Origin of the sequence: Flavobacterium sp. ZB4P23 (assembly GCF_003970375.1) — a bacterium.
Taxonomy (GTDB): domain Bacteria; phylum Bacteroidota; class Bacteroidia; order Flavobacteriales; family Flavobacteriaceae; genus Flavobacterium.
Map to the genome: position 1 here is coordinate 129,421 of NZ_RYDK01000008.1, position 19,664 is coordinate 149,084.

Annotated in this window: 19 protein-coding genes; 12 read left to right on the top strand and 7 right to left on the bottom strand. The window is 35.8% G+C overall.

Annotated features, from left to right (window positions below; translation table 11 throughout):
- Window positions 1–23 precede the first annotated feature (23 nt).
- The 7 genes from EKL99_RS13365 to EKL99_RS13395 form a co-directional block, all read right to left on the bottom strand.
- Window positions 24–428, bottom strand: coding sequence for a hypothetical protein (locus EKL99_RS13365; RefSeq protein WP_126567800.1), 405 nt, complete (start codon window positions 426–428; stop codon window positions 24–26).
- Window positions 429–574: 146 nt separating this feature from the next.
- Window positions 575–1,357: an enoyl-CoA hydratase/isomerase family protein gene (locus EKL99_RS13370; protein WP_126457729.1), complete on the bottom strand. Its 783-nt coding sequence runs from the start codon at window positions 1,355–1,357 to the stop codon at window positions 575–577.
- A 10-nt stretch (window positions 1,358–1,367) separates the two neighbouring features.
- Entirely contained in the window at window positions 1,368–2,840 is a 1,473-nt protein-coding gene (locus EKL99_RS13375) for a PAS domain-containing sensor histidine kinase (RefSeq protein WP_370274107.1), read from the bottom strand.
- 2 nt (window positions 2,841–2,842) lie between these two features.
- Window positions 2,843–3,388, bottom strand: a complete 546-nt coding sequence (locus tag EKL99_RS13380; protein ID WP_126561382.1) for a CopD family protein — start codon at window positions 3,386–3,388, stop codon at window positions 2,843–2,845.
- Window positions 3,375–4,730, bottom strand: a complete 1,356-nt coding sequence (locus EKL99_RS13385; RefSeq protein ID WP_126561383.1) for an MATE family efflux transporter — start codon at window positions 4,728–4,730, stop codon at window positions 3,375–3,377. The genes EKL99_RS13380 and EKL99_RS13385 overlap by 14 nt, the downstream gene beginning before the upstream one ends.
- On the bottom strand, window positions 4,731–5,786 hold the full coding sequence (hemH, locus tag EKL99_RS13390; protein WP_126567798.1) for a ferrochelatase: 1,056 nt from the start codon (window positions 5,784–5,786) through the stop codon (window positions 4,731–4,733). It abuts the gene before it with no gap.
- A 99-nt stretch (window positions 5,787–5,885) separates the two neighbouring features.
- Window positions 5,886–6,761, bottom strand: coding sequence for an AraC family transcriptional regulator (locus EKL99_RS13395; protein ID WP_126567797.1), 876 nt, complete (start codon window positions 6,759–6,761; stop codon window positions 5,886–5,888).
- Window positions 6,762–6,989: 228 nt separating this feature from the next.
- Here EKL99_RS13395 and hemA point away from each other — a divergent pair, with 228 nt between their 5' ends.
- The 12 genes from hemA (at window position 6,990) to EKL99_RS13455 (ending at window position 19,660) form a co-directional block, all read left to right on the top strand.
- Window positions 6,990–8,246: a glutamyl-tRNA reductase gene (gene hemA, locus EKL99_RS13400; protein ID WP_126452248.1), complete on the top strand. Its 1,257-nt coding sequence runs from the start codon at window positions 6,990–6,992 to the stop codon at window positions 8,244–8,246.
- A gap of 71 nt (window positions 8,247–8,317) precedes the next feature.
- Window positions 8,318–9,238, top strand: a complete 921-nt coding sequence (gene hemC / locus EKL99_RS13405) for a hydroxymethylbilane synthase (protein ID WP_126567795.1) — start codon at window positions 8,318–8,320, stop codon at window positions 9,236–9,238.
- Window positions 9,238–9,921: a uroporphyrinogen-III synthase gene (locus EKL99_RS13410; RefSeq protein ID WP_126567793.1), complete on the top strand. Its 684-nt coding sequence runs from the start codon at window positions 9,238–9,240 to the stop codon at window positions 9,919–9,921. Before hemC ends, EKL99_RS13410 begins: the two co-directional genes overlap by 1 nt.
- Before the next feature lie 22 nt (window positions 9,922–9,943).
- Window positions 9,944–10,969: a uroporphyrinogen decarboxylase gene (hemE, locus tag EKL99_RS13415; RefSeq protein ID WP_126452242.1), complete on the top strand. Its 1,026-nt coding sequence runs from the start codon at window positions 9,944–9,946 to the stop codon at window positions 10,967–10,969.
- 188 nt (window positions 10,970–11,157) lie between these two features.
- Window positions 11,158–12,060: an oxygen-dependent coproporphyrinogen oxidase gene (gene hemF / locus EKL99_RS13420; protein ID WP_126567792.1), complete on the top strand. Its 903-nt coding sequence runs from the start codon at window positions 11,158–11,160 to the stop codon at window positions 12,058–12,060.
- 109 nt (window positions 12,061–12,169) lie between these two features.
- Window positions 12,170–13,162, top strand: a complete 993-nt coding sequence (hemB, locus tag EKL99_RS13425) for a porphobilinogen synthase (RefSeq protein ID WP_126457720.1) — start codon at window positions 12,170–12,172, stop codon at window positions 13,160–13,162.
- A gap of 2 nt (window positions 13,163–13,164) precedes the next feature.
- The gene (locus EKL99_RS13430; RefSeq protein WP_126563552.1) at window positions 13,165–13,674 is read left to right on the top strand and encodes a DinB family protein; all 510 of its coding nucleotides are present in this window, start codon (window positions 13,165–13,167) and stop codon (window positions 13,672–13,674) included.
- 38 nt (window positions 13,675–13,712) lie between these two features.
- Window positions 13,713–14,099, top strand: a complete 387-nt coding sequence (locus tag EKL99_RS13435) for a c-type cytochrome (protein ID WP_126457718.1) — start codon at window positions 13,713–13,715, stop codon at window positions 14,097–14,099.
- Between the two features lie 237 nt (window positions 14,100–14,336).
- Window positions 14,337–14,807, top strand: coding sequence for a methylated-DNA--[protein]-cysteine S-methyltransferase (locus EKL99_RS13440; protein WP_126457717.1), 471 nt, complete (start codon window positions 14,337–14,339; stop codon window positions 14,805–14,807).
- An 82-nt stretch (window positions 14,808–14,889) separates the two neighbouring features.
- On the top strand, window positions 14,890–15,603 hold the full coding sequence (locus EKL99_RS13445) for a 3'-5' exonuclease (RefSeq protein ID WP_126577119.1): 714 nt from the start codon (window positions 14,890–14,892) through the stop codon (window positions 15,601–15,603).
- 123 nt (window positions 15,604–15,726) lie between these two features.
- Complete coding sequence (locus tag EKL99_RS13450; protein ID WP_126457715.1) at window positions 15,727–17,166, top strand: nucleoside recognition domain-containing protein; 1,440 nt, start codon at window positions 15,727–15,729, stop codon at window positions 17,164–17,166.
- 295 nt (window positions 17,167–17,461) lie between these two features.
- Window positions 17,462–19,660 (top strand): TonB-dependent siderophore receptor, encoded by a 2,199-nt coding sequence (locus EKL99_RS13455; RefSeq protein WP_126577120.1) that lies wholly within the window; start codon window positions 17,462–17,464, stop codon window positions 19,658–19,660.
- The last annotated feature ends 4 nt before the right edge of the window (window positions 19,661–19,664 follow it).

Sequence of the window (19,664 nt, forward strand, 5' to 3'; positions counted from 1 at the left end):
GTTATCGGGATTAATCAAAAATCTTAAATCGAAATCCCTTTTGCTTTCATTTCCAAAATCACATCCGAAGCATTTTTAAAAGTGGGCGCTTGCTTAATAATAGTTCCTACTCTTTTTTTATTGAGTTTAAAAGTGATGTCGTTCTCCGTTGTAAACAGTAAAGCAGTTAAAAATGGATTGTTCATAAAAGGCGCTAATACCATAAAAGCTTCGTCGAGCGTATGGGAACTTTCTATTTCTTCGGTTTTATAACGCGCCGTAACGGAAAGGCTGAATACATTACTTTCTGATAAAACGGGACGAACGTAGATGTTTTTCAGTTCGGTGTCACCAATGGTTTTGGCAAGTGTTAGTTTGGCGTAAGTGCCATTTTGGATGCTTTCTTTTACATTTTCCCAGAAAAGTGCAAATACAGGTTGGAAGGACATTGGTTTAATTTTAGATGGTTATATTCCGAAAGAGGATTGCAAAATTAAGTCTTGTCAAGCAGATAATCTGTTTTTTGAGCAAAGATTATTTTAAAGGAACATCATTTATAAACTAAAAAGAGAACCAACGTGGTTCTCTTTTGTTATTATTTCCCCGTAAACACTGCTTTTCTTTTCTCTAAAAATGCAGCTGTTCCTTCTTTAAAATCTTCGGTTCCAAAACATTTTCCAAAAGCTTTTATTTCGGTTTCATAGCCATTTTTTCCTTCTTTAAAATTAGCATTGACCGCTTTTATGGCTTTGCCGATAGCATAAGGAGAGTTCTTGATTATTTTATGGGCTACACTCACACAGTAATCTAAAAGTTCAGCTTCAGGGACTACGTGATTTACCAGTCCCGTTCTGTAAGCATCTTGCGCTGTTACCATTCCTGCGGTCATAATCATTTCCATTGCGCGTCCTTTTCCTATCAATTGTGGCAAACGTTGCGTTCCTCCGTAACCCGGAATTACACCCAGCGAAACTTCAGGTAATCCCATTTTTGCATTTTCTGAAGCTACTCTGAAATGACACGCCATGGCTAATTCTAATCCGCCGCCCAATGCAAAACCATTAACGGCTGCGATTACGGGTTTTTTTAAATTTTCTATGAAATCAAATAATTTTTCTTGTCCTTCAGCGGCCAATTGCGTTCCTTCTTCAACTGAAAAAGCAGCAAATTCAGAGATATCCGCTCCCGCCACAAAAGCTTTTTCACCGCTTCCCGTTAAAATAATAACACGAATTTCATCATTTTTCCCTAATGTTTTGAAAGCTTTATTCAAATCAGAAATCGTGGCAACATTCAACGCATTTAGTTTTGTAGCACGATTAATGGTAATCGTTGCAATGTTATTTTCGGTTGCAATTAAAAGATTTTCGTAGTTCATAATTGTATTTTTAGGTGTTAATTATTGGAAGCGAAACCGTAAAAGTAGTTCCTTTTCCATATTCAGTTTCAAAGGTAATCGTTCCTTTATAATTTTCGATAATGTTTTTTATAATTCCAAGACCAAGACCCATTCCGCTGCTTTTAGTGGTAAATTTTGGTTCGAATATACGGTCAATATCTTTGAGTTGAATTCCAATTCCATTATCGGTAACAGTAATTAATACGTTGTTTGCTGCTTTATGGATACGGAGAACTACTGATTTTTTTTCTTGTTGTTCCGGAATAGACTGAATAGCATTTTTAGCCAGGTTCGTGATAATCCGGATCAGTTGGGTACGGTCAATTTTCGAAATAATTTCAGGAGAATCGCTTTGAAATTCAATGTAGTCTTCATTGAAAATGTCCATCGCAAGTTCTACTACGGCAACAACATTCAAGGTTTCGTTTTGCTGTGCCGGCATTGATGCAAAATTTGAAAACGCAGAGGCAACGGCACTCATGGTGTCAATTTGTTGAATTAAAGTTTCGGAGTAATCGTTCATTTTTTGTTTTACATTGGCATCGTTTGGATCAAATTTTCGTTGAAAACTCTGTACTGTTAATCGCATTGGCGTAAGCGGATTTTTGATTTCATGGGCGACCTGTTTGGCCATTTCGCGCCACGCTTCTTCTCGTTCGCTTTGGGCCAGTTTAATGGCGCTTTTCTCCAGTTTGTCCACCATTCCGTTGTAGGCATTGATCAATAAGTTGATTTCCTTACTGTTTGCTTCCAGAACAATTTTTTCATTTTTTTGATTTAAACTCGTTCCACTTAACTTATCTGATATTGTTTTTAATGATTTTGTAATGTAAGAGGAAAGGAAATAAGCGACAGCAAAAGCAATAATAAGCATAAAAGCATACACCTGTCCCAGACGAATTAGGAAACTTTTTAATTCGTTTTCATAATATCCATCATCTTCTACATAAGGTAAGTTCAATATCCCCAGTGGTTTGAATTTATGATCTTTGATTTGGCTGAAAGCGGAACGGTTCTTTTTGCCATCTATAGTTTTAATATCAACGTATCTTTTTTCGATAGAAGAACGAACTAGTTTTAAAATGTATTTTGGAATAGGAGGCGCCACTATATCCACAGAAAAAGACTCTTTAGAAGACTTTAGTAATTTTCCGTCCAGACCATAGATGTTTATTTCCGCATTATGAATGTGGGCTAATTCATGGATTTTATCTTTAAAAATCAAACTTAAATTGGCAGAATTTAAAGGATATGTAGTGGTAGAGAGTACATAATTGATGTGCTCTTTTACAGAATTCTCATTGCGTTCTAAGCGTTCTTGGTGGTATTCTTTGGCTTCGTTTTTAAATTGAATGATGGATATAGAAGCTAATAAAACAGACGCTATTAATATCAACACAATCATCGAAAGGAAGATTCTGATTCGTAACGAGAGCATTGCTATTTTGAAGCTTTTGAACATAATTAAGATTGATTTCTTTGTCGAATCCGTTTGTAAAATTTAAAACCCAACATAATTAAAATGGAAAACAAAAAGATTCCAATTACACCATAAATCCAGTTCACTGCATCTTTGACAATGATTAAAAAAACGACTGCAAATAAAATTATGGTCGCACCTTCATTCCACAACCGCATAAAGTTTGAACTGTATTTTATTTCATCATTTTGCAAATGATTGTAAATTTGTTGGCATTTTCCATGGTATAAATAAAGTGCAAAAACAAAGCCAAATTTTACTTGCATATAATCTAACTGAATTAAACTTGGATTCAGATAAAGTAATGAAAAGGCAAATATACTCGCTAAAACAGCCGAAGGCCAAGTGATAATATACCACAAGCGATAGGTCATTATTTTGTATTGTTTTTGCAGAATTTCTTTCTCTGGCGAGGGTTTATCTGCCGCTTCAATTTGGTACACGAACAAGCGTACAATATAAAACAATCCTGCAAACCATGTAATTACAAAGATGAGGTGCAGAGATTTAAGGTAATTATAGTATTCCATCGTTAGTTTGAATCAGTTTTGTATTCATTTCTTTTTTTAGAAAATAGCCAGTTAGTATTGTTGATAAGATATCTGCAATTGGGAATGCAAACCACACTCCAAAAATACCTAAAAAATTTGGTAGAATGAGCACTAACGGAATCAGGAAAAATCCTTGTTTACTTAACGTCAAAAGCAGTGCTTTTTTTGCCTTTCCTGCAGCTTGAAAATAAGCCGCACCAATGAGCTGAACAGCAATAATTGGCGAAGCTGCAAATACCCAGCGCAACGCTTCCGGAGTTTGGTCGATTACAAGTGGATCTGTAGTAAAAATAGCAACGATAGGCTTTGCAAAGATTAGAATAACCACAAAAATAAGCGAGGCGAGAAATGCGGCATATTTTATGGATAGTTGCACACTTTCTTTCACTCTTTCATAATTTCCTGCACCGTAATTGAAACCGGCAATTGGCAGAAATCCTTGCGTAATTCCCAGGATAGGAAACAAGGAAAACATCAGCATTCGACTGATAATTCCATAAATAGCAACAGAATGTTCGCCGCCATACGTATATAAAGTATGATTCAGGATGATGGCTAAAATGCTCACAACTCCTTGTCTTGAAAAAGTCACAAAACTCAACTCAGTGATTTCTTTGACAATGGGCATTTTAAATTTAAAATGCTTCATTTTCAGTTGAAGTTCACTTTTGAAAACAAAAAACCAAAGTACAAACAAGAAACAGGTAAAATAGGATATGGCAGTAGCCAAAGCAGCGCCAAACATACCTAAATCTAAGTATTTGATAAAAATAATATCCAATGCAATATTGACAAATGCAGGAATAATCATGGAGACCATCGCAAACTTGGCCTTGCCTTCGGCGCGAATCACGTTGTTTCCCATCATGCAAAGTGCCAAAAACGGAACGCTTATAATTATGGGGATAAAAAATTCTTTTGCGGGTTCCATTATGGCTCCTTTCGCGCCAAAAAGCATTAGCATTTCGTCACTAAAAAAAAGACCAAATACCACAAAAACAGAAGCCAATAAAAAAGTCATCATGATTTGGTTGCCAAATGTTTGAAGTGCTTTTTCCTTGTGACTGGCTCCCAATGCTCTGGAAAGTACAGATCCTCCGCCCACACCAATCGCCATTCCCAGAGAAGAAATCAAAAAGGTGATGGGCAGAACTACGGTTACCGCAGCAATGGCCAAAGAACCAATCCATTGTCCAACAAATATGGTATCAATCAAGATATTAACCGACATGAATAAAATCCCAATAGAAGACGGAACTGCCTGTTTTATCAAGAGTTTTTTAATGTCTTGTGTTCCTAGTTCATCGGCGGTAACAGTCATTTAAGCGTTAATTTTTTCGGAGTCAAGTTTAAGTGATGATGAAGCATTGGACCAGCTTGAAATCCAATTACTTACGGTTTTACACCAGTCGTCACCATCATTTAAACAAGGAATTGCTTTAAAATTTTCTCCTCCGTGAGCCTTAAATTCATGATTGGCTTCCATGGCAATTTCTTCCAAAGTTTCCAAGCAATCCGATACAAAAGCAGGCGTTACAACAGCCAGGTTTTTGATTCCTTTCTCGGGCATTTTGTTTACTTCAACGTCTGTATATGGTGTCAACCATTTGTCTCCGGCTAAGCGCGATTGAAAAGTCTGGCTGTATTTTCCTTCTGGAATTCCCAGCAATTTTACAACTTGTTTGGTCGTTTCATAACATTGATGGCGGTAACAAAACTCATGTGCCGGCGACGGGGTGTTGCAGCATGAACCGTCAATTTTACAATGTGATTTTGTGATATCCGTTTTGCGAATATGACGCTCCGGAATTCCATGGTAGGAGAATAATAAATGATCATAGTCAAAACCTTCTAGATGACCTTTAATGGAATCAGCCAAGTTTTTGAGATAATCTGGTTTGTTGTAAAACGCAGGAACTATCGTGAATTTCATACCCGGAAAATACTTTTTACGGTACTCTTCGGCCAGTTCTATTATTGTGGTGGTAGATGCCATTGCATGTTGCGGGTACAATGGAAAAAGCAGTACTTCATTTACGCCTTTGTCGTGCAGTTCTTGTAAACCTGACAAAAGCGAAGGATTTCCATAACGCATCGCTAAGGAAACCGGAATATCAACCAGTTTTTTTACTTTCGCGTGCATTCTTTTGGAGATAACCACAAGCGGGGAACCTTCGTCCCACCATATTTTGGCGTAAGCGGCAGCAGATTTTTTAGGTCTTGTTTGCAAAATTATACCACGAACTAATAATGCTCGCAACAAAAACGGAACGTCAATTACGTATTTGTCCATTAAAAATTCATCTAAATACGGTTTTACATCCTTTGGAGTTGGACTTTCCGGAGAACCTAAATTAACTAATAATACACCTTTCATGTTATCTTTTTTTGTTGGTACAAAAGTAAATAAACTTACTTTTTTATAAATTGCGATTAACTATTTTTTATTTATTGTTTAATATATGAAATCAATTGTTTAGGACATATTTGGATTGATCGACATCAAGTATTTTTTTGGCGTAGTGGCAAATTTTTTCTTAAATGCCGCTATGAAATGGCTTCCGGTACTGTAGCCAATTTTCAATCCTACTTCGTTTACATTATAGGAGCCGCTATCGAGTAATTTTCGAGCAAAATCCATTTTGTAGTCAAACAGAAAACCATAAACGGTATCGCCATAAATTTGTTTGAAACCCATTTTTAGTTTCTTTAGATTCAATCCTATTTCATCCGCCAATTCTTGTAATCCGGGTGGCTCAGCCATATTGGCTATGATGATTTCTTTGGCTTTTTTAATTTTCATGACATTGTCCTCATCAATTAGAAATGGACATTGTTCTGCGTTTGGATCTTCAGTTCTATTGAAATACAAACTCAGTAATTCGTATCCCTTGCCTTTGTAATACAAGTTTTTTATGGAAGGATGCAAGTTATAATGAAACAATTGCGATAAAACAATCGCCATCGAGGGACTGATATTGCCGTCGTTATAATATTTTTTGTCCTTATTATCTGCGCTTAAAAAAGTAATATAATCGGCTTCGGTCGAAAATAAAGCATGGAATTTTTTGATAGAAATAATCACAGAGATTACCCAAGAATTAGGTGCTAACTCCAGATTTAAAGGCAGTTCTTTTTGTGGGTTGTACAGCAATAATGATTTTTCCTCTTTCAGTTCCAAAGCATAATTGCCTTGGTTGAAAATGAATTTCGCTTTTCCTTTGATTCCAAAATGAAACTGAATCAAACCGCTGCCCACTTCCCGTTGCGCATTAAAAGAATCGTTGCTGTCATTCTGAAAGCGAATGAGCGTGAAATCATCCTCAATTTTTATAATTTCCTGAGAACCCATAGCGATATTTTTTTTTAATGAAAATGATATTTATCAAGTTATTTTATTTAGAACCACTTTAAATAAAGCAATTCAAACAACTTGAATTCATTACAAAAGTAGCCTTTTTTGCAGTATTCTGACCATTTAGAATTAAAAAATCACTGAGCGATACAAAAAGAACTTCTAGCGTTACTTTTATAAATACTATAGTGATAATTTTGCTTCACTTTTAGGAAAAGTGCAAATATGGAAAACAATAACACATCAAAGCATCATTATTTTTACTCCGTAGGATTAAGCTATAAAAAAGCAGATGCTGAGATTAGAGGAAAGTTTAGTTTAGATGCCGCAGCAAAAACGCGGGTATTGGAACAAGCTAAGAATGAAGGAATAGAGAGTTTAATAGTTACTTCTACCTGCAACCGTACAGAGATTTACGGTTATGCGGAACATCCGTTTCAATTGATCAAATTAATCTGCGAGAACAGTCAAGGCTCAGTTGAAGCTTTTCAAAAAGTGGGTTTTGTCTATAAAAATCAAGAAGCCGTCAGTCACATGTTTCGTGTAGGAACGGGTTTAGACAGTCAAATTCTGGGTGATTTTGAAATTATTGCCCAAATAAGAAACTCATTTTCACAATCAAAATCATTGGGCTTAGCCAATGCTTTTATGGAACGATTGGTGAATGCGGTGATTCAAGCCAGTAAAAAAATAAAAACCGATACCGAAATTAGTTCTGGAGCTACTTCGGTTTCTTTTGCTGCGGTTCGTTATATTATTAACAATGTGCAAGACATTGGGAACAAAAATATTCTATTGTTTGGTACTGGAAAAATTGGTAGAAATACGTGTGAAAATTTAGTAAAACATACTAAAAACGAACACATTACACTTATCAATAGAACCAAAGAAAAAGCAGAGAAACTAGCCGGAAAACTGAATCTAATTGTGAAAGATTATTCGGAACTGCATTTGGAACTACAAAAAGCAGATGTTGTTGTGGTAGCTACCGGCGCACAGAATCCTACTATTGACAAAGCGATTCTGAATTTGAAAAAACCAATATTGATTTTGGATCTATCAATTCCTAAAAATGTAAATGAAAATGTCGAGGAATTAGAAGGTGTTACGCTGATTCACATGGATTATTTGTCACAATTAACAGATGAAACTTTAGAAAATAGAAAAAAACACATTCCCGCTGCTGAAGCCATCATTGAAGAAATCAAAGAAGAATTTACTACGTGGACCAAAGGCAGAAAATTTGCCCCTACTATCAATGCTTTGAAAGCAAAATTGAATGCGATAAAAACATCCGAATTGGATTTTCAAAGCAAGAAAATTTCAAATTTCAACGAAGAACAAGCAGAGATTATCAGCAACAGAATTATCCAAAAAATAACTACACATTTTGCCAACCATTTGAAAGATGATGATACGATGGTGGATGAAAGCATCGATTGGATTGAGAAAGTTTTCAAAATAGGAGCGACTACAAAATAAAATTTACACCATTAAGGAATTAAATTTCATTAAAATAAACCTTTAATTCCTCTTGGTTTGAAAAAATAAAAATGGCAAACAAAACAATACGCATAGGAACCCGAGACAGTGAACTCGCACTCTGGCAAGCCCATACCGTCGAAAAAAAACTAAATGATTTAGGCTATAAAACCGAAATTATAGCGGTAAAATCGCAAGGAGATATTATCCTTGACAAACCACTTTACGAATTAGGAATCACAGGCATTTTTACTAAAACACTTGATATTGCCATGATCAACGGTCAGGTTGATATTGCAGTGCATTCCATGAAAGATGTTCCTACGGCTTTGCCAATAGGAATTGTACAGGCGGCAGTTTTGGAAAGAGCCAATACGTTAGATATCCTAGTGTACAAAGGAACCCTTGATTTTCGTAATGGAGCAGGAACAATTGCCACAGGCAGTTTGCGTCGTCAGGCACAATGGCTCAATAAATACCCCAACCATAAAGTAGTTGATTTACGTGGAAACGTCAATACGAGAATGCAGAAATTGCAGGAAAGCGATTGGAACGGAGCCGTTTTTGCGGCAGCAGGTTTGGAAAGAATCAACTTGAAACCTTCTAATTATATCGACTTGGATTGGATGATTCCGGCGCCAGCTCAAGGCGCAATGGTGATTGTTGCGATGGCAAAAGATGAATTTTGCAGAGAGGCCGTTTCTGAGTTAAATGATATTGATGCCGAGGTATGTACACACATTGAAAGACAGTTTCTGAAAACACTCGAAGGCGGTTGTACGGCACCAATTGGCGCTTTGGCAGTATTTACAGAAGAGGAAATAGTATTCAAAGGCGTTTTGTTTTCAATTGATGGGAAACAAAAAATCGAAATAGAAAAAACCGTTCCGATGCAGGAATGGAAGAAATTAGGCTTTTATTGTGCCAAAGAAATTTTAGAAAATGGCGGAGCAGAATTGATGACAGCAATTAAAATTAATTTGAAGAAATAATGAGCCAAACAAGCATTTTATCCACCAAAACATTATCGGCAGAACAAAGGCAAGTATTTATTGATGCTAATTTTGATCTTTTGGAACAAGATTTCATCGAAATAAAAAACAACCTTTTCGAACTCAGTACCATCAACAACAACTTAATTTTTAGCAGCCAAAATGCTGTTTTAAGTTTGATAGAACAAAACGGTTGGGAAGTTTTAAAGACTAAACCTGTTTTTTGTGTAGGTATTAAAACCAAAGAATTACTGGAATTGCATGGCTTTACAGTTGATGTGTATTTGGATTATGCCTCTGAATTAGCCGAAATAATCACTTTAATTTACAATAAAGAAAGCTATACTTTTTTGAGCGGAAATTTGCGTAAAGAAACGTTGCCTGAAGCATTAAAAAGTGCCGAAATAATTTTTAATGAAATCGAAGTGTATCAAACAACACTAGCGCCTTTTAAAATATCAGACCAAGAAAATTTTGACGGAATTCTGTTTTTTAGCCCATCTGCCGTTGAAAGTTATTTGACAAATAATAAAATCAAGAATGAAGTTTGTTTTTGCGTAGGCACTACTACAGCAGCAGCATTAGAAACAAAGAAAATTAAAAACATAGTAATTCCCGAAACACCAACTATCGAAGCCGTGATTTTGGAAGTTATTGAATATTATACACCGGAAAGCATCTAGCAATCCGCTAAAATTTAAATACATGATCAAAAACGACCTATTTTTAAGAGCACTAAAAGGAGAAACAGTACAACGTCCGCCAGTTTGGATGATGCGTCAAGCCGGACGGTTTTTGCCGGAATTTATCGCATTGCGTGATAAATATGACTTTTTTACCCGTTGTCAGACTCCGGAATTAGCAGCCGAAATAACGATGATGCCGATTCGCAGAATTGCTCCAGATGCTGCCATTTTGTTTTCGGATATCTTGGTAATTCCTCAAGCCATGGGAATTGAAGTGTTGATGAAAGAAAATTTCGGGCCGTTTTTACCAAATCCAATTCGTACGATTCAAGATGTGGAGAAAGTAATTGTTCCAGATGTACATGAAACATTAGGGTACGTTTTTGATGCTATTAAATTGACCAAAGAAATGTTGAATGATGAGGTGCCATTAATTGGTTTTGCAGGTTCACCTTGGACAATTATGTGTTACGCGGTGGAAGGGAAAGGTTCTAAAAGCTTTGATATGGCCAAAGGATTTTGTTTCGAACATCCAGAAGCTGCTCATGTTTTATTGCAAAAAATCACTGATACCACGATCTTATATTTGAAAGAAAAAGTGAAATCAGGAGTGGATGCTGTTCAAATTTTTGACTCTTGGGGCGGAATGTTATCTCCAGTTGATTATCAAGAATTCTCTTGGAAATATATCAATCAAATCATTGAAGCTTTGGCTGATGATGCACCAGTTATTGTTTTCGGAAAAGGATGTTGGTTTGCATTGAATGAAATGGGAAAAAGTAGGGCTTCGGCACTTGGTGTAGATTGGACGTGTTCTCCAAGAAATGCAAGATACTTGTCTGGCGGAAACATCACATTACAAGGAAATTTTGATCCTTCCAGATTGTTATCTCCAATTCCGGTTATCAAGAAAATGGTACATGAAATGATTGACGAATTCGGAAAAGACAAATACATCGTGAATTTAGGTCACGGAATTTTACCAAATATTCCTGTGGATCACGCAAAAGCGTTTATTGATGCGGTGAAGGAGTACGGGAAATAGTATACAGTAATTAGTGTTCAGTTTGCAGTCTTTACTACAAGGTTTTTTGGAAGATAAAGTGTACACCTGGGTATTGTTGGGAATTAATTTAGATACTTTTAGTCGCTTTTTAGTCACTTTTTTTTTAAAGCATTATTATTTAGTGGTTTAAAAAAACTAAAAAATAATTTAAACACTTTTAACTTAAAATGAAACAACAATTTTACACCTACATACAAAACCTTCAAGACCAAATCTGTAAAGGATTGGAAGCGGTTGAAGGTCAAGCCAAATTCCGTGAAGACCTTTGGGAACGGCCGGAAGGCGGTGGAGGAAGAACCCGTGTAATCGAAAACGGCAAAGTTTTCGAAAAAGGTGGTGTTAATATCTCAGCCGTTCATGGGAAATTACCAGAAGCCATGCAAAAAATGTTTAATGTGGGCGAAGCTGATTTTTTTGCCTGTGGATTAAGTTTGGTAATGCATCCAAAAAATCCAATGGTTCCTACGGTTCATGCCAACTGGCGCTATTTCGAAATGTACGATGACAACGGAAATGTAATTCAGCAATGGTTTGGTGGTGGACAAGATTTAACACCCTATTATCTGTTTGAAGAAGATGCCATCCATTTTCATCAAACCTGTAAAACTGCTTGTGACAAGCACAATCCGGAGTTTTATTCAAAATACAAGAAACAATGTGATGCCTATTTCTGGAATGCGCATCGCAATGAAGCACGAGGAATAGGCGGATTGTTTTTCGATTATTGCAAAGAAACTCCAGAGCGGAGTATGAAAGATTGGTTCAATTACGTTTCAGAAGTCGGCAATAGTTTCCTCGAAGCCTATGTTCCAATTGTAGAAAAAAGAAAAGATTTACCCTATACGCCAGAAAATAGAACGTGGCAGGAAATTCGTCGCGGTCGTTATGTAGAGTTTAATTTGGTTCATGACAAAGGCACTTTATTTGGACTAAAAACCAACGGAAGAATCGAAAGTATCCTGATGAGTTTACCACCAAATGTACAATGGGTGTACGATCATCATCCGGAAGCGGGAAGCGAAGAAGAAAAATTAGTCAACGTTTTAGAAAATCCAAAAAATTGGATTTAAATAGTTAAACCATAAAGAAATTAAGGAAAATTAAGTTTAAAACCTTAATGAACCTTAATTTCTTAATGGTTAAAAAAATAAATTAAAGTTTAACTTTAAACGAAAATATATGTTCCCATTACACAGAGGCAGAAGATTAAGAACAAACGAATCCATAAGGAGTTTAGTTCGTGAAACGAGTTTAAGTCCATCGGATTTTATGTTTCCTATGTTTATAGCTGAAGGCGAAAATGTACAAGTAGAAATTTCTTCCATGCCGGGTATATTCCGTCGTTCGATAGATTTAACAGTAGAAGAAGTCAAAGAAATATTTGCATTGGGCATTCGTGCGGTAAATATTTATGTAAAAGTAAGTGAAAATTTAAAAGACAATACGGGACTGGAAGCGTGGAATCCAAACGGATTGATGCAAAATGCCATACGTGCCATCAAAGCCGCTTGTCCGGAAATGATTGTAATGCCTGATGTGGCTTTGGATCCTTATTCTATTTATGGACATGACGGAATCATTGCAAATGGAGATGTAGCAAATGATGCAACGAACGCAGCCTTGGTAAAAATGGCTGTTTCTCATGCGCAAGCGGGAGCCGATTTTGTAGCGCCATCAGACATGATGGACGGACGTGTATTGCGTTTGCGCGAGGGTCTGGATACTGCCGGTTTTCATAACGTAGGTATTATGAGTTATTCGGCAAAATACGCATCTGCTTTTTACGGGCCGTTCCGTGACGCGTTAGACAGCGCTCCTGTTGACGCCACTGAAATTCCAAAAGATAAAAAAACATACCAAATGGATTATGCCAATCGCATAGAAGCTATCAAAGAAGCGTTATGGGACGTTGAAGAAGGCGCTGATATGGTCATGGTAAAACCTGGAATTGCCTATTTAGACATTGTTCGCGAAGTCAAAAATGCGGTAAATGTGCCGGTAACAGTCTACCACGTTTCGGGCGAATATGCAATGATCAAAGCCGCTGCCGAAAGAGGTTGGCTCGATCACGATAAAATTATGATGGAGCAATTAATGTGTATCAAACGAGCGGGAGCCAGTTTGATTTCGACCTATTTTGCGAAAGAGGCTGCAATACTTCTTAACAAATAGAAATGAAAAAATGTTTAATAATAGTGGTTTTATTGCTTTCCAATAGCATTTTTGCACAAGCGGAAGTAGTTTCTACTTTCATAGAGAAATGGGATAATTCCAAAGATTATTTAGTGGCCGTTGCAGAAGCTATGCCGGAAGATAAATATGATTATAAACCCGCTGAACGTGAAATGTCCTTTAAAGAACAATTATTTCACATACAAGATAACATGAATTGGTTGGGCACAACTTATTTTTCGGAAGAGAAATATGTGAAAAAAGAAGCCGTAAAAGGGCTTTCAAAAGCACAAATAATCCAAGAGATAAAAACCTCTTTTGATGCAGCAAAAAGAGTTGTCCAAAAAACCAATGATGCTGAATTATCCCAAAAAGTTACTTTTTTTGCGGGTCAAAAATCAAAATTGCAAATACTTAATTTGATGCAAGACCATGTCACCCATCACAGAGCACAAATTTTAGTGTATTTGAATCTGAATCAAATTCAGCCACCCAAGTATATTGGATGGTAATTCTAGCCACTGAGCCACCTATAATTAAAGAAATTAACATGAGAAAGACATTGTTTTTATTTGCCGTTTTAGCCTTAGCTTCTTGTAAAAAAGAAGAAGCCAAAAAAGAACCTTTATACCCAACCACTACCGAAGAAATTGCTCAAACACCAGAGCAATTGGGAGAAGAAATTTTCAAAGGGAAAGGAAATTGTGTGGCCTGCCATCAGGTTGACAAAAAGGTTATAGGGCCTAGCCTGCAGGATATTGCTAAGATTTATAAAGATAAAAACGCAAGTATCGTAACGTTTTTGAAAGGCGAAGGCGAGCCTATTGTTGATCCTAGCCAGTATGAAGTGATGAAAACAAACTTCGTGGTTACCAAAGCCATGTCTGATGACGAATTGAAAGCCTTGGAAGCATACGTATATTCCAATTTGAAATAATCCTGGCGTTTTTTAGGAGCTACTCCCGCTATCCGCTGTATTCCCGATAAATAAAAACTACGGATAAAAAGCCTTGTTTTTCTAAATCGCGAGATGCCGCTGCTATCGGGGTTAAAATACAAGAACCATTCGTCTCTGCGAATGGTTTTTTTATGCTCAAAACACTTTAAGTGCATTTATTTCTGAACTTTATTACTTCTTTAGGAACAATGTGGGTATTTTTTTTATCTTTAAAATATGGAAACCGCATACATCAAAACGCCATTGGGAATTGCCAAAATCATAGGCGATGAAAGTGGAATATCACGAATTTCAGTCACCGAAGAAGGGTTGTGTTCAAATACAATTCAGGCTGTTTTACAACAAGCCGTTGTACAACTCAACGAATATTTTGAAGGCAAGAGAACCGATTTCGATTTTAAATTAAATCCAAAAGGGACTGAATTCCAACAAAAAGTCTGGAAATCTTTACTGGACATTCCTTATGGGAAAACGAGAACATATCTCGAACAATCCAAAATTTTGGGTGATGTCAAAGCCATTAGAGCCGTTGCATCTGCTAACGGGAAAAATCCGCTTTGGATTGTCGTGCCCTGTCACAGAGTCATTGGAACAGATGGTTCACTAACAGGATATGCAGGCGGATTATGGCGAAAAAAATGGTTATTGGAACATGAGAATCCAACGACGCAACAAAGTTTGTTTTAGTTGTTGATGAATAAATTTGGTATATTCGTTTAAGAAAATCTGTAAAAATCTGTAAAAATCCACGTAAGCTGCGTGCCATCAAATGATAGAAAAAATAAACCTCAATAACATTCTGTTTCTGGACATCGAAACCGTTCCGGAAGCCGAAGATTTCAATGCATTAGATGCTGAAATGCAAGATCTTTGGGAACATAAAACCCAATACCAGCGCAAAGACGAATATACTCCCGAGGATTTCTACGATCGTGCGGGAATTTGGGCCGAGTTTGGGAAAATCGTTTGTATTTCGGTGGGTTATTTTACCATCAAAGGCGATATTCGGAATTTTAGGGTGACTTCTTTTTTTGGTGAAGAAAAGAAACTATTGTTAGATTTTAATACTTTGCTGAATACTCATTTCAACCAGCCGCAACATGTTTTGTGTGGGCACAATGCTAAGGAATTTGATATTCCGTTCCTCGCCCGACGCATGATTATCAACCAAATTGCTATTCCAAACAAACTGAATTTATTTGGAAAAAAACCATGGGAAATTCCCCATTTGGATACCTTGGAATTGTGGAAATTTGGCGATTACAAGCATTTTACTTCTTTGAAATTGATGTGTAAAGTCCTTGGAATCCCTTCTCCAAAAGGCGATATCGACGGTAGCCAGGTAGGACATGTATTTTATGTAGACAAAGATATTGATCGTATTGTAACCTATTGTGAGAAAGACACGATCGCCGTGGCGCAGATTTTCTTGAGATTAAGACGGGAAGAATTATTGATTGAGGACGAAATAATTCATGTGTGATAATTTACCGCCAATTCGCAAATTGGATATTTTGCGAATCGAAATGTTTATTCCTGGTTTATTTTTATTAGCGAATTTGCGGTTAAACTTTTTAAATTTTTACATTTACAAAAATTATAGATTATGGTATTGAGTAGATTTTGGTTAGTCATTTTTATTTCAGCAATTGTATTTGTAGTGTTTAGTTTGTTTTCGGGAGACAGTTATACTATTGACCACGTTTTGAACGGAAAGAAAGATGATCCAATTCTGGTTTCGGAGAAATTTGCCGAAGAACTTCCTGCCTTTATTAAAGACAGCATCAAAAAAGCACCCGAACAAACCATGATAATTAATCGTGATACGCTAAATGCGGATACGACTTATGTTTATAAAAACAAAACCGTAAAAATATACAGTGGCGTTCAAAAATCAGATGGTTTACTGCCAACGTGCAAAAGTACTTTGCTTGATTTAGTCCTTCCGTTGATGGCTTACTTGGCCTTTTTCTGTGGATTAATGGAGCTTTTAATCATTTCCGGAGCTTCTGGAAAGTTAGCGAAAGCATTGAGTCCAGTTTTTGTAAAAGTGTTTCCTAGTATTCCTAAAAATCATCCTTCCATTTCCTATATGACCTTAAATTTTGCTGCTAATTTCTTAGGATTAGATTCTGCTGCAACTCCTTTTGGTCTTAAAGCCATGGAGAGCTTGCAAGAAATAAATCCTGATAAAGACAAGGCCAGTGATGCACAAATTATGTTTATGTGTTTGCATGCTTCGGGTCTTACTTTGATTGCAACCTCTATTATAGGGTATCGTGCTGCGGCTAATGCCAGCAATCCGGCGGATGTGATGTTACCTTGTATTATCACTTCTTTTATAGGAACTATTGCAGCATTTCTAATTGTTGGAGTGAAGCAAAAAATCAATTTCAAAAGTGCTTCTCTAGTGATTGTATTGATGGTTTTAATAGCTGCAATTGTTGGTTTGTTGATGTATGTGAACCATTTAGATTTAATCGGGAAAAACTATTTTACGGCTAATCTTTCTGCTTTAATATTAATTGGAATTATTGCTTTTACCCTGATTTTCTCCTTTATAAATGAGAAGAAGTTTACGGTCGCAAGTACTACAGTTTTTGATTCTTTTGTAGTAGGAGCAAACAATGGTGTGAAAACTGGAGTAACTATTTTTCCTTATGTATTGGGAATGTTGGTTGCCATTTCTTTATTTAGAAACAGTGGTTTATTTGAAATTATTAGCAATTGGATCGCTTTTATTTTCTCAAATATGGGTGTTAGCAAGCAAATCACGGATGCCTTACCAGTTGCGTTGCTTCGTCCCTTTAGTTCTGCAGGATCAAGAGGATTTTTGATTGACTCAATGAATACTTTTGGTGCTGATTCCTTAACGGCAAGATTGAGTAGTATTTTTCAATGTAGTGCCGAAAGTACTTTCTATGTGATAGCCGTTTATTTTGGTTCCGTAAATATTAAAAATACGCGTTATGCATTAGGAACGATGCTTATAGTCGATTTGATTTGTGTGATTACGGCTATTTTTGTGGCGACTTGGTTTTTCTAAAAGCTGAATTTCCCTGTAAAAATCAAAAATAACTGATTATTTGAGATTTTTGTTTTGAGATTGAAATTACTACAAATGCTATTTTAAAAGTAAGTAAAAACGAATCTTTCTCTTTAATCACCTCTTACAAAAAAACAAAGTGAATTTTGGTTTTAAAATTGATTTTAAAATTGATATAATTAAAAATCATAATACTCAATTTAATTTAAAAACTAGATCCTTTATCTATTCACTATTAGATACTCCATGTTTTTTTTTTGAAGTATCTATTTTAAACAAAATTAATTACACAAACATGAAAAAAATAATAATCGTAATGGTTTGTATTTACTCTTTGTCGGGATTTTCCCAAACTAAAAAAGACATTATAAATTCAATAGGATTAGATGAAGTAGTTGTAAGTACACAACGATTTGCAAAACCAAAAAGAAAAATTACGCAACAAATTGAAAGTATTTCTAAAAAAGAAATCGAGTTTAATAACTTCCAGTCCAGTGCCGATGTGTTAGGGAATTCGGGGACTTTAGCAGTTCAAAAATCGCAACAGGGCGGCGGAAGCCCTGTTATTAGGGGTTTTGAATCCAGTAGAATTTTATTACTCGTTGATGGAATCCGAATGAATAACTTAATTTACAGAGCTGGACATTTGCAAAACATAATTACTGTTGATAAAAATATGCTTGAAAATGTAGACGTGCTTTTTGGACCATCATCTACTATTCACGGAAGTGATGCGCTTGGCGGAGCCATTTATTTACAAACTAAAATTGCAAAATTGCTTTCCGATACGGAAAACCAAAAGGTTAGCGGAACTGCTTTAACAAATTATAACTCTGCAAACCAAGGAAAATCAGGTCATTTAGATTTCAACTTTGCGGGTCAAAAATGGGGTTACTTAACTTCATTCTCCTATAATGATTATGGGGATTTAAAAATGGGAAAACATAAAAATGGTAGCAATGATTTTTTTGGAGAAAGACCTTTTTATGTGGTAACCAAAGATGGTATTGACACTAAAGTTGCTAATGATGATAAATATGTGCAAAAATTTTCTGGATATAAACAATATGATTTTATGCAAAAAATTATTTTTCAGCAGAATATCAGCACACGACATAGTATAAATTTACAATTTTCTACCACATCAAACATTCCCAGATATGACAGGCTAACTGATTTGAGTTCAAACGGAAAATTTAAATCTGCAGTTTGGAATTATGGTCCACAAAAAAGGTTAATTTCTTCTTATAAATTAGACAAAAAGAAGGTATTCTTAAACAGTGATATGAATTTGGTTGCCAGTTATCAAAACATCGAAGAAAGTAGAATTACCCGTAATTTCGGCAATCCAACGCAAAGTTCAAGGATTGAAAAAGTTTCGATATTTGCCATCAATTCTGATTTTAAAACAAAAATAGGTAATGGTGATTTTATTTATGGCGCCGATGTTTATTATGATAATTTAAATTCTTTAGGAAATAAAAAAAATATTTTAACTAATGCTGAAAGCATTACTGATTCGCGTTATCCAGATGGAAAAAACAATACTTTTAGAGCCGAAGGTTTTGCATCCTACAGCAATGACATTAACAAAACAGCCTCGTGTAATGTAAGTGCTAGGGCTGGTTACACGACTTTGAATAGCGAAATTTTAACCAATTTTCTGAATTTACCTTATACTAGCGTATCACAAAAAAACTTTACCTATAGCGGTGCCGTTGGAATTGTAAATAATGCCAGCGAAAACACAAAAATAGGTTTTAATTTAGCTTCTGCATTTCGAGTTGCAAACATTGATGATTTAGCAAAAATATTCGAATCGGCAGCAGGAACTTTAATTGTACCAAACAAAGATTTGAGGCCTGAAAAATCAGTAACGGCTGATTTGAGCATTACTTTTTGGGAAGGTAAACGTTTTCAGTTTGAAAATATTTTTTATTACACAAGACTGTATGATGCAATAATAACGGGTTCTTTTACGTTAAACGGACAATCTTCGATTGTTTATGAAGGAAAAAACTGTCTCATTCTTGCCAATCAAAATCAAGGAAAAGGAAATATTAGCGGAATTTCCTCTACCTTAAGAAGTTATATCACAAAATCATTCTTGTTTTATGGCACTTTCAATTTTACTCACGGTAGAGTCCAAAATGCGGTGGGTAATTTTCCTTTAGACCATGTTGCTCCATTTTATGGAAAAACAGGTTTTAAATATGAAAGTAAACTAGTAAATTTGGATTTATATATGTTGTATAATGGAAAAAAAGAGTTGAGCAATTACTCGCCTAGTGGAGAAGATAATTTGCAATATGCTCCAAAAAATGGAATGCCTTCTTGGGAAACCTATAATTTGAAAGGATCATTATCTTTAACGGAACAGTTCACTGTTTATTCCGGTATTGAAAATGTTTTAGATATACAATACAGGACTTTTGCCTCTGGAATTAATGCTAGCGGAAGGAGTATTTACCTTGGAGGGAAATACAATTTTTAGAACC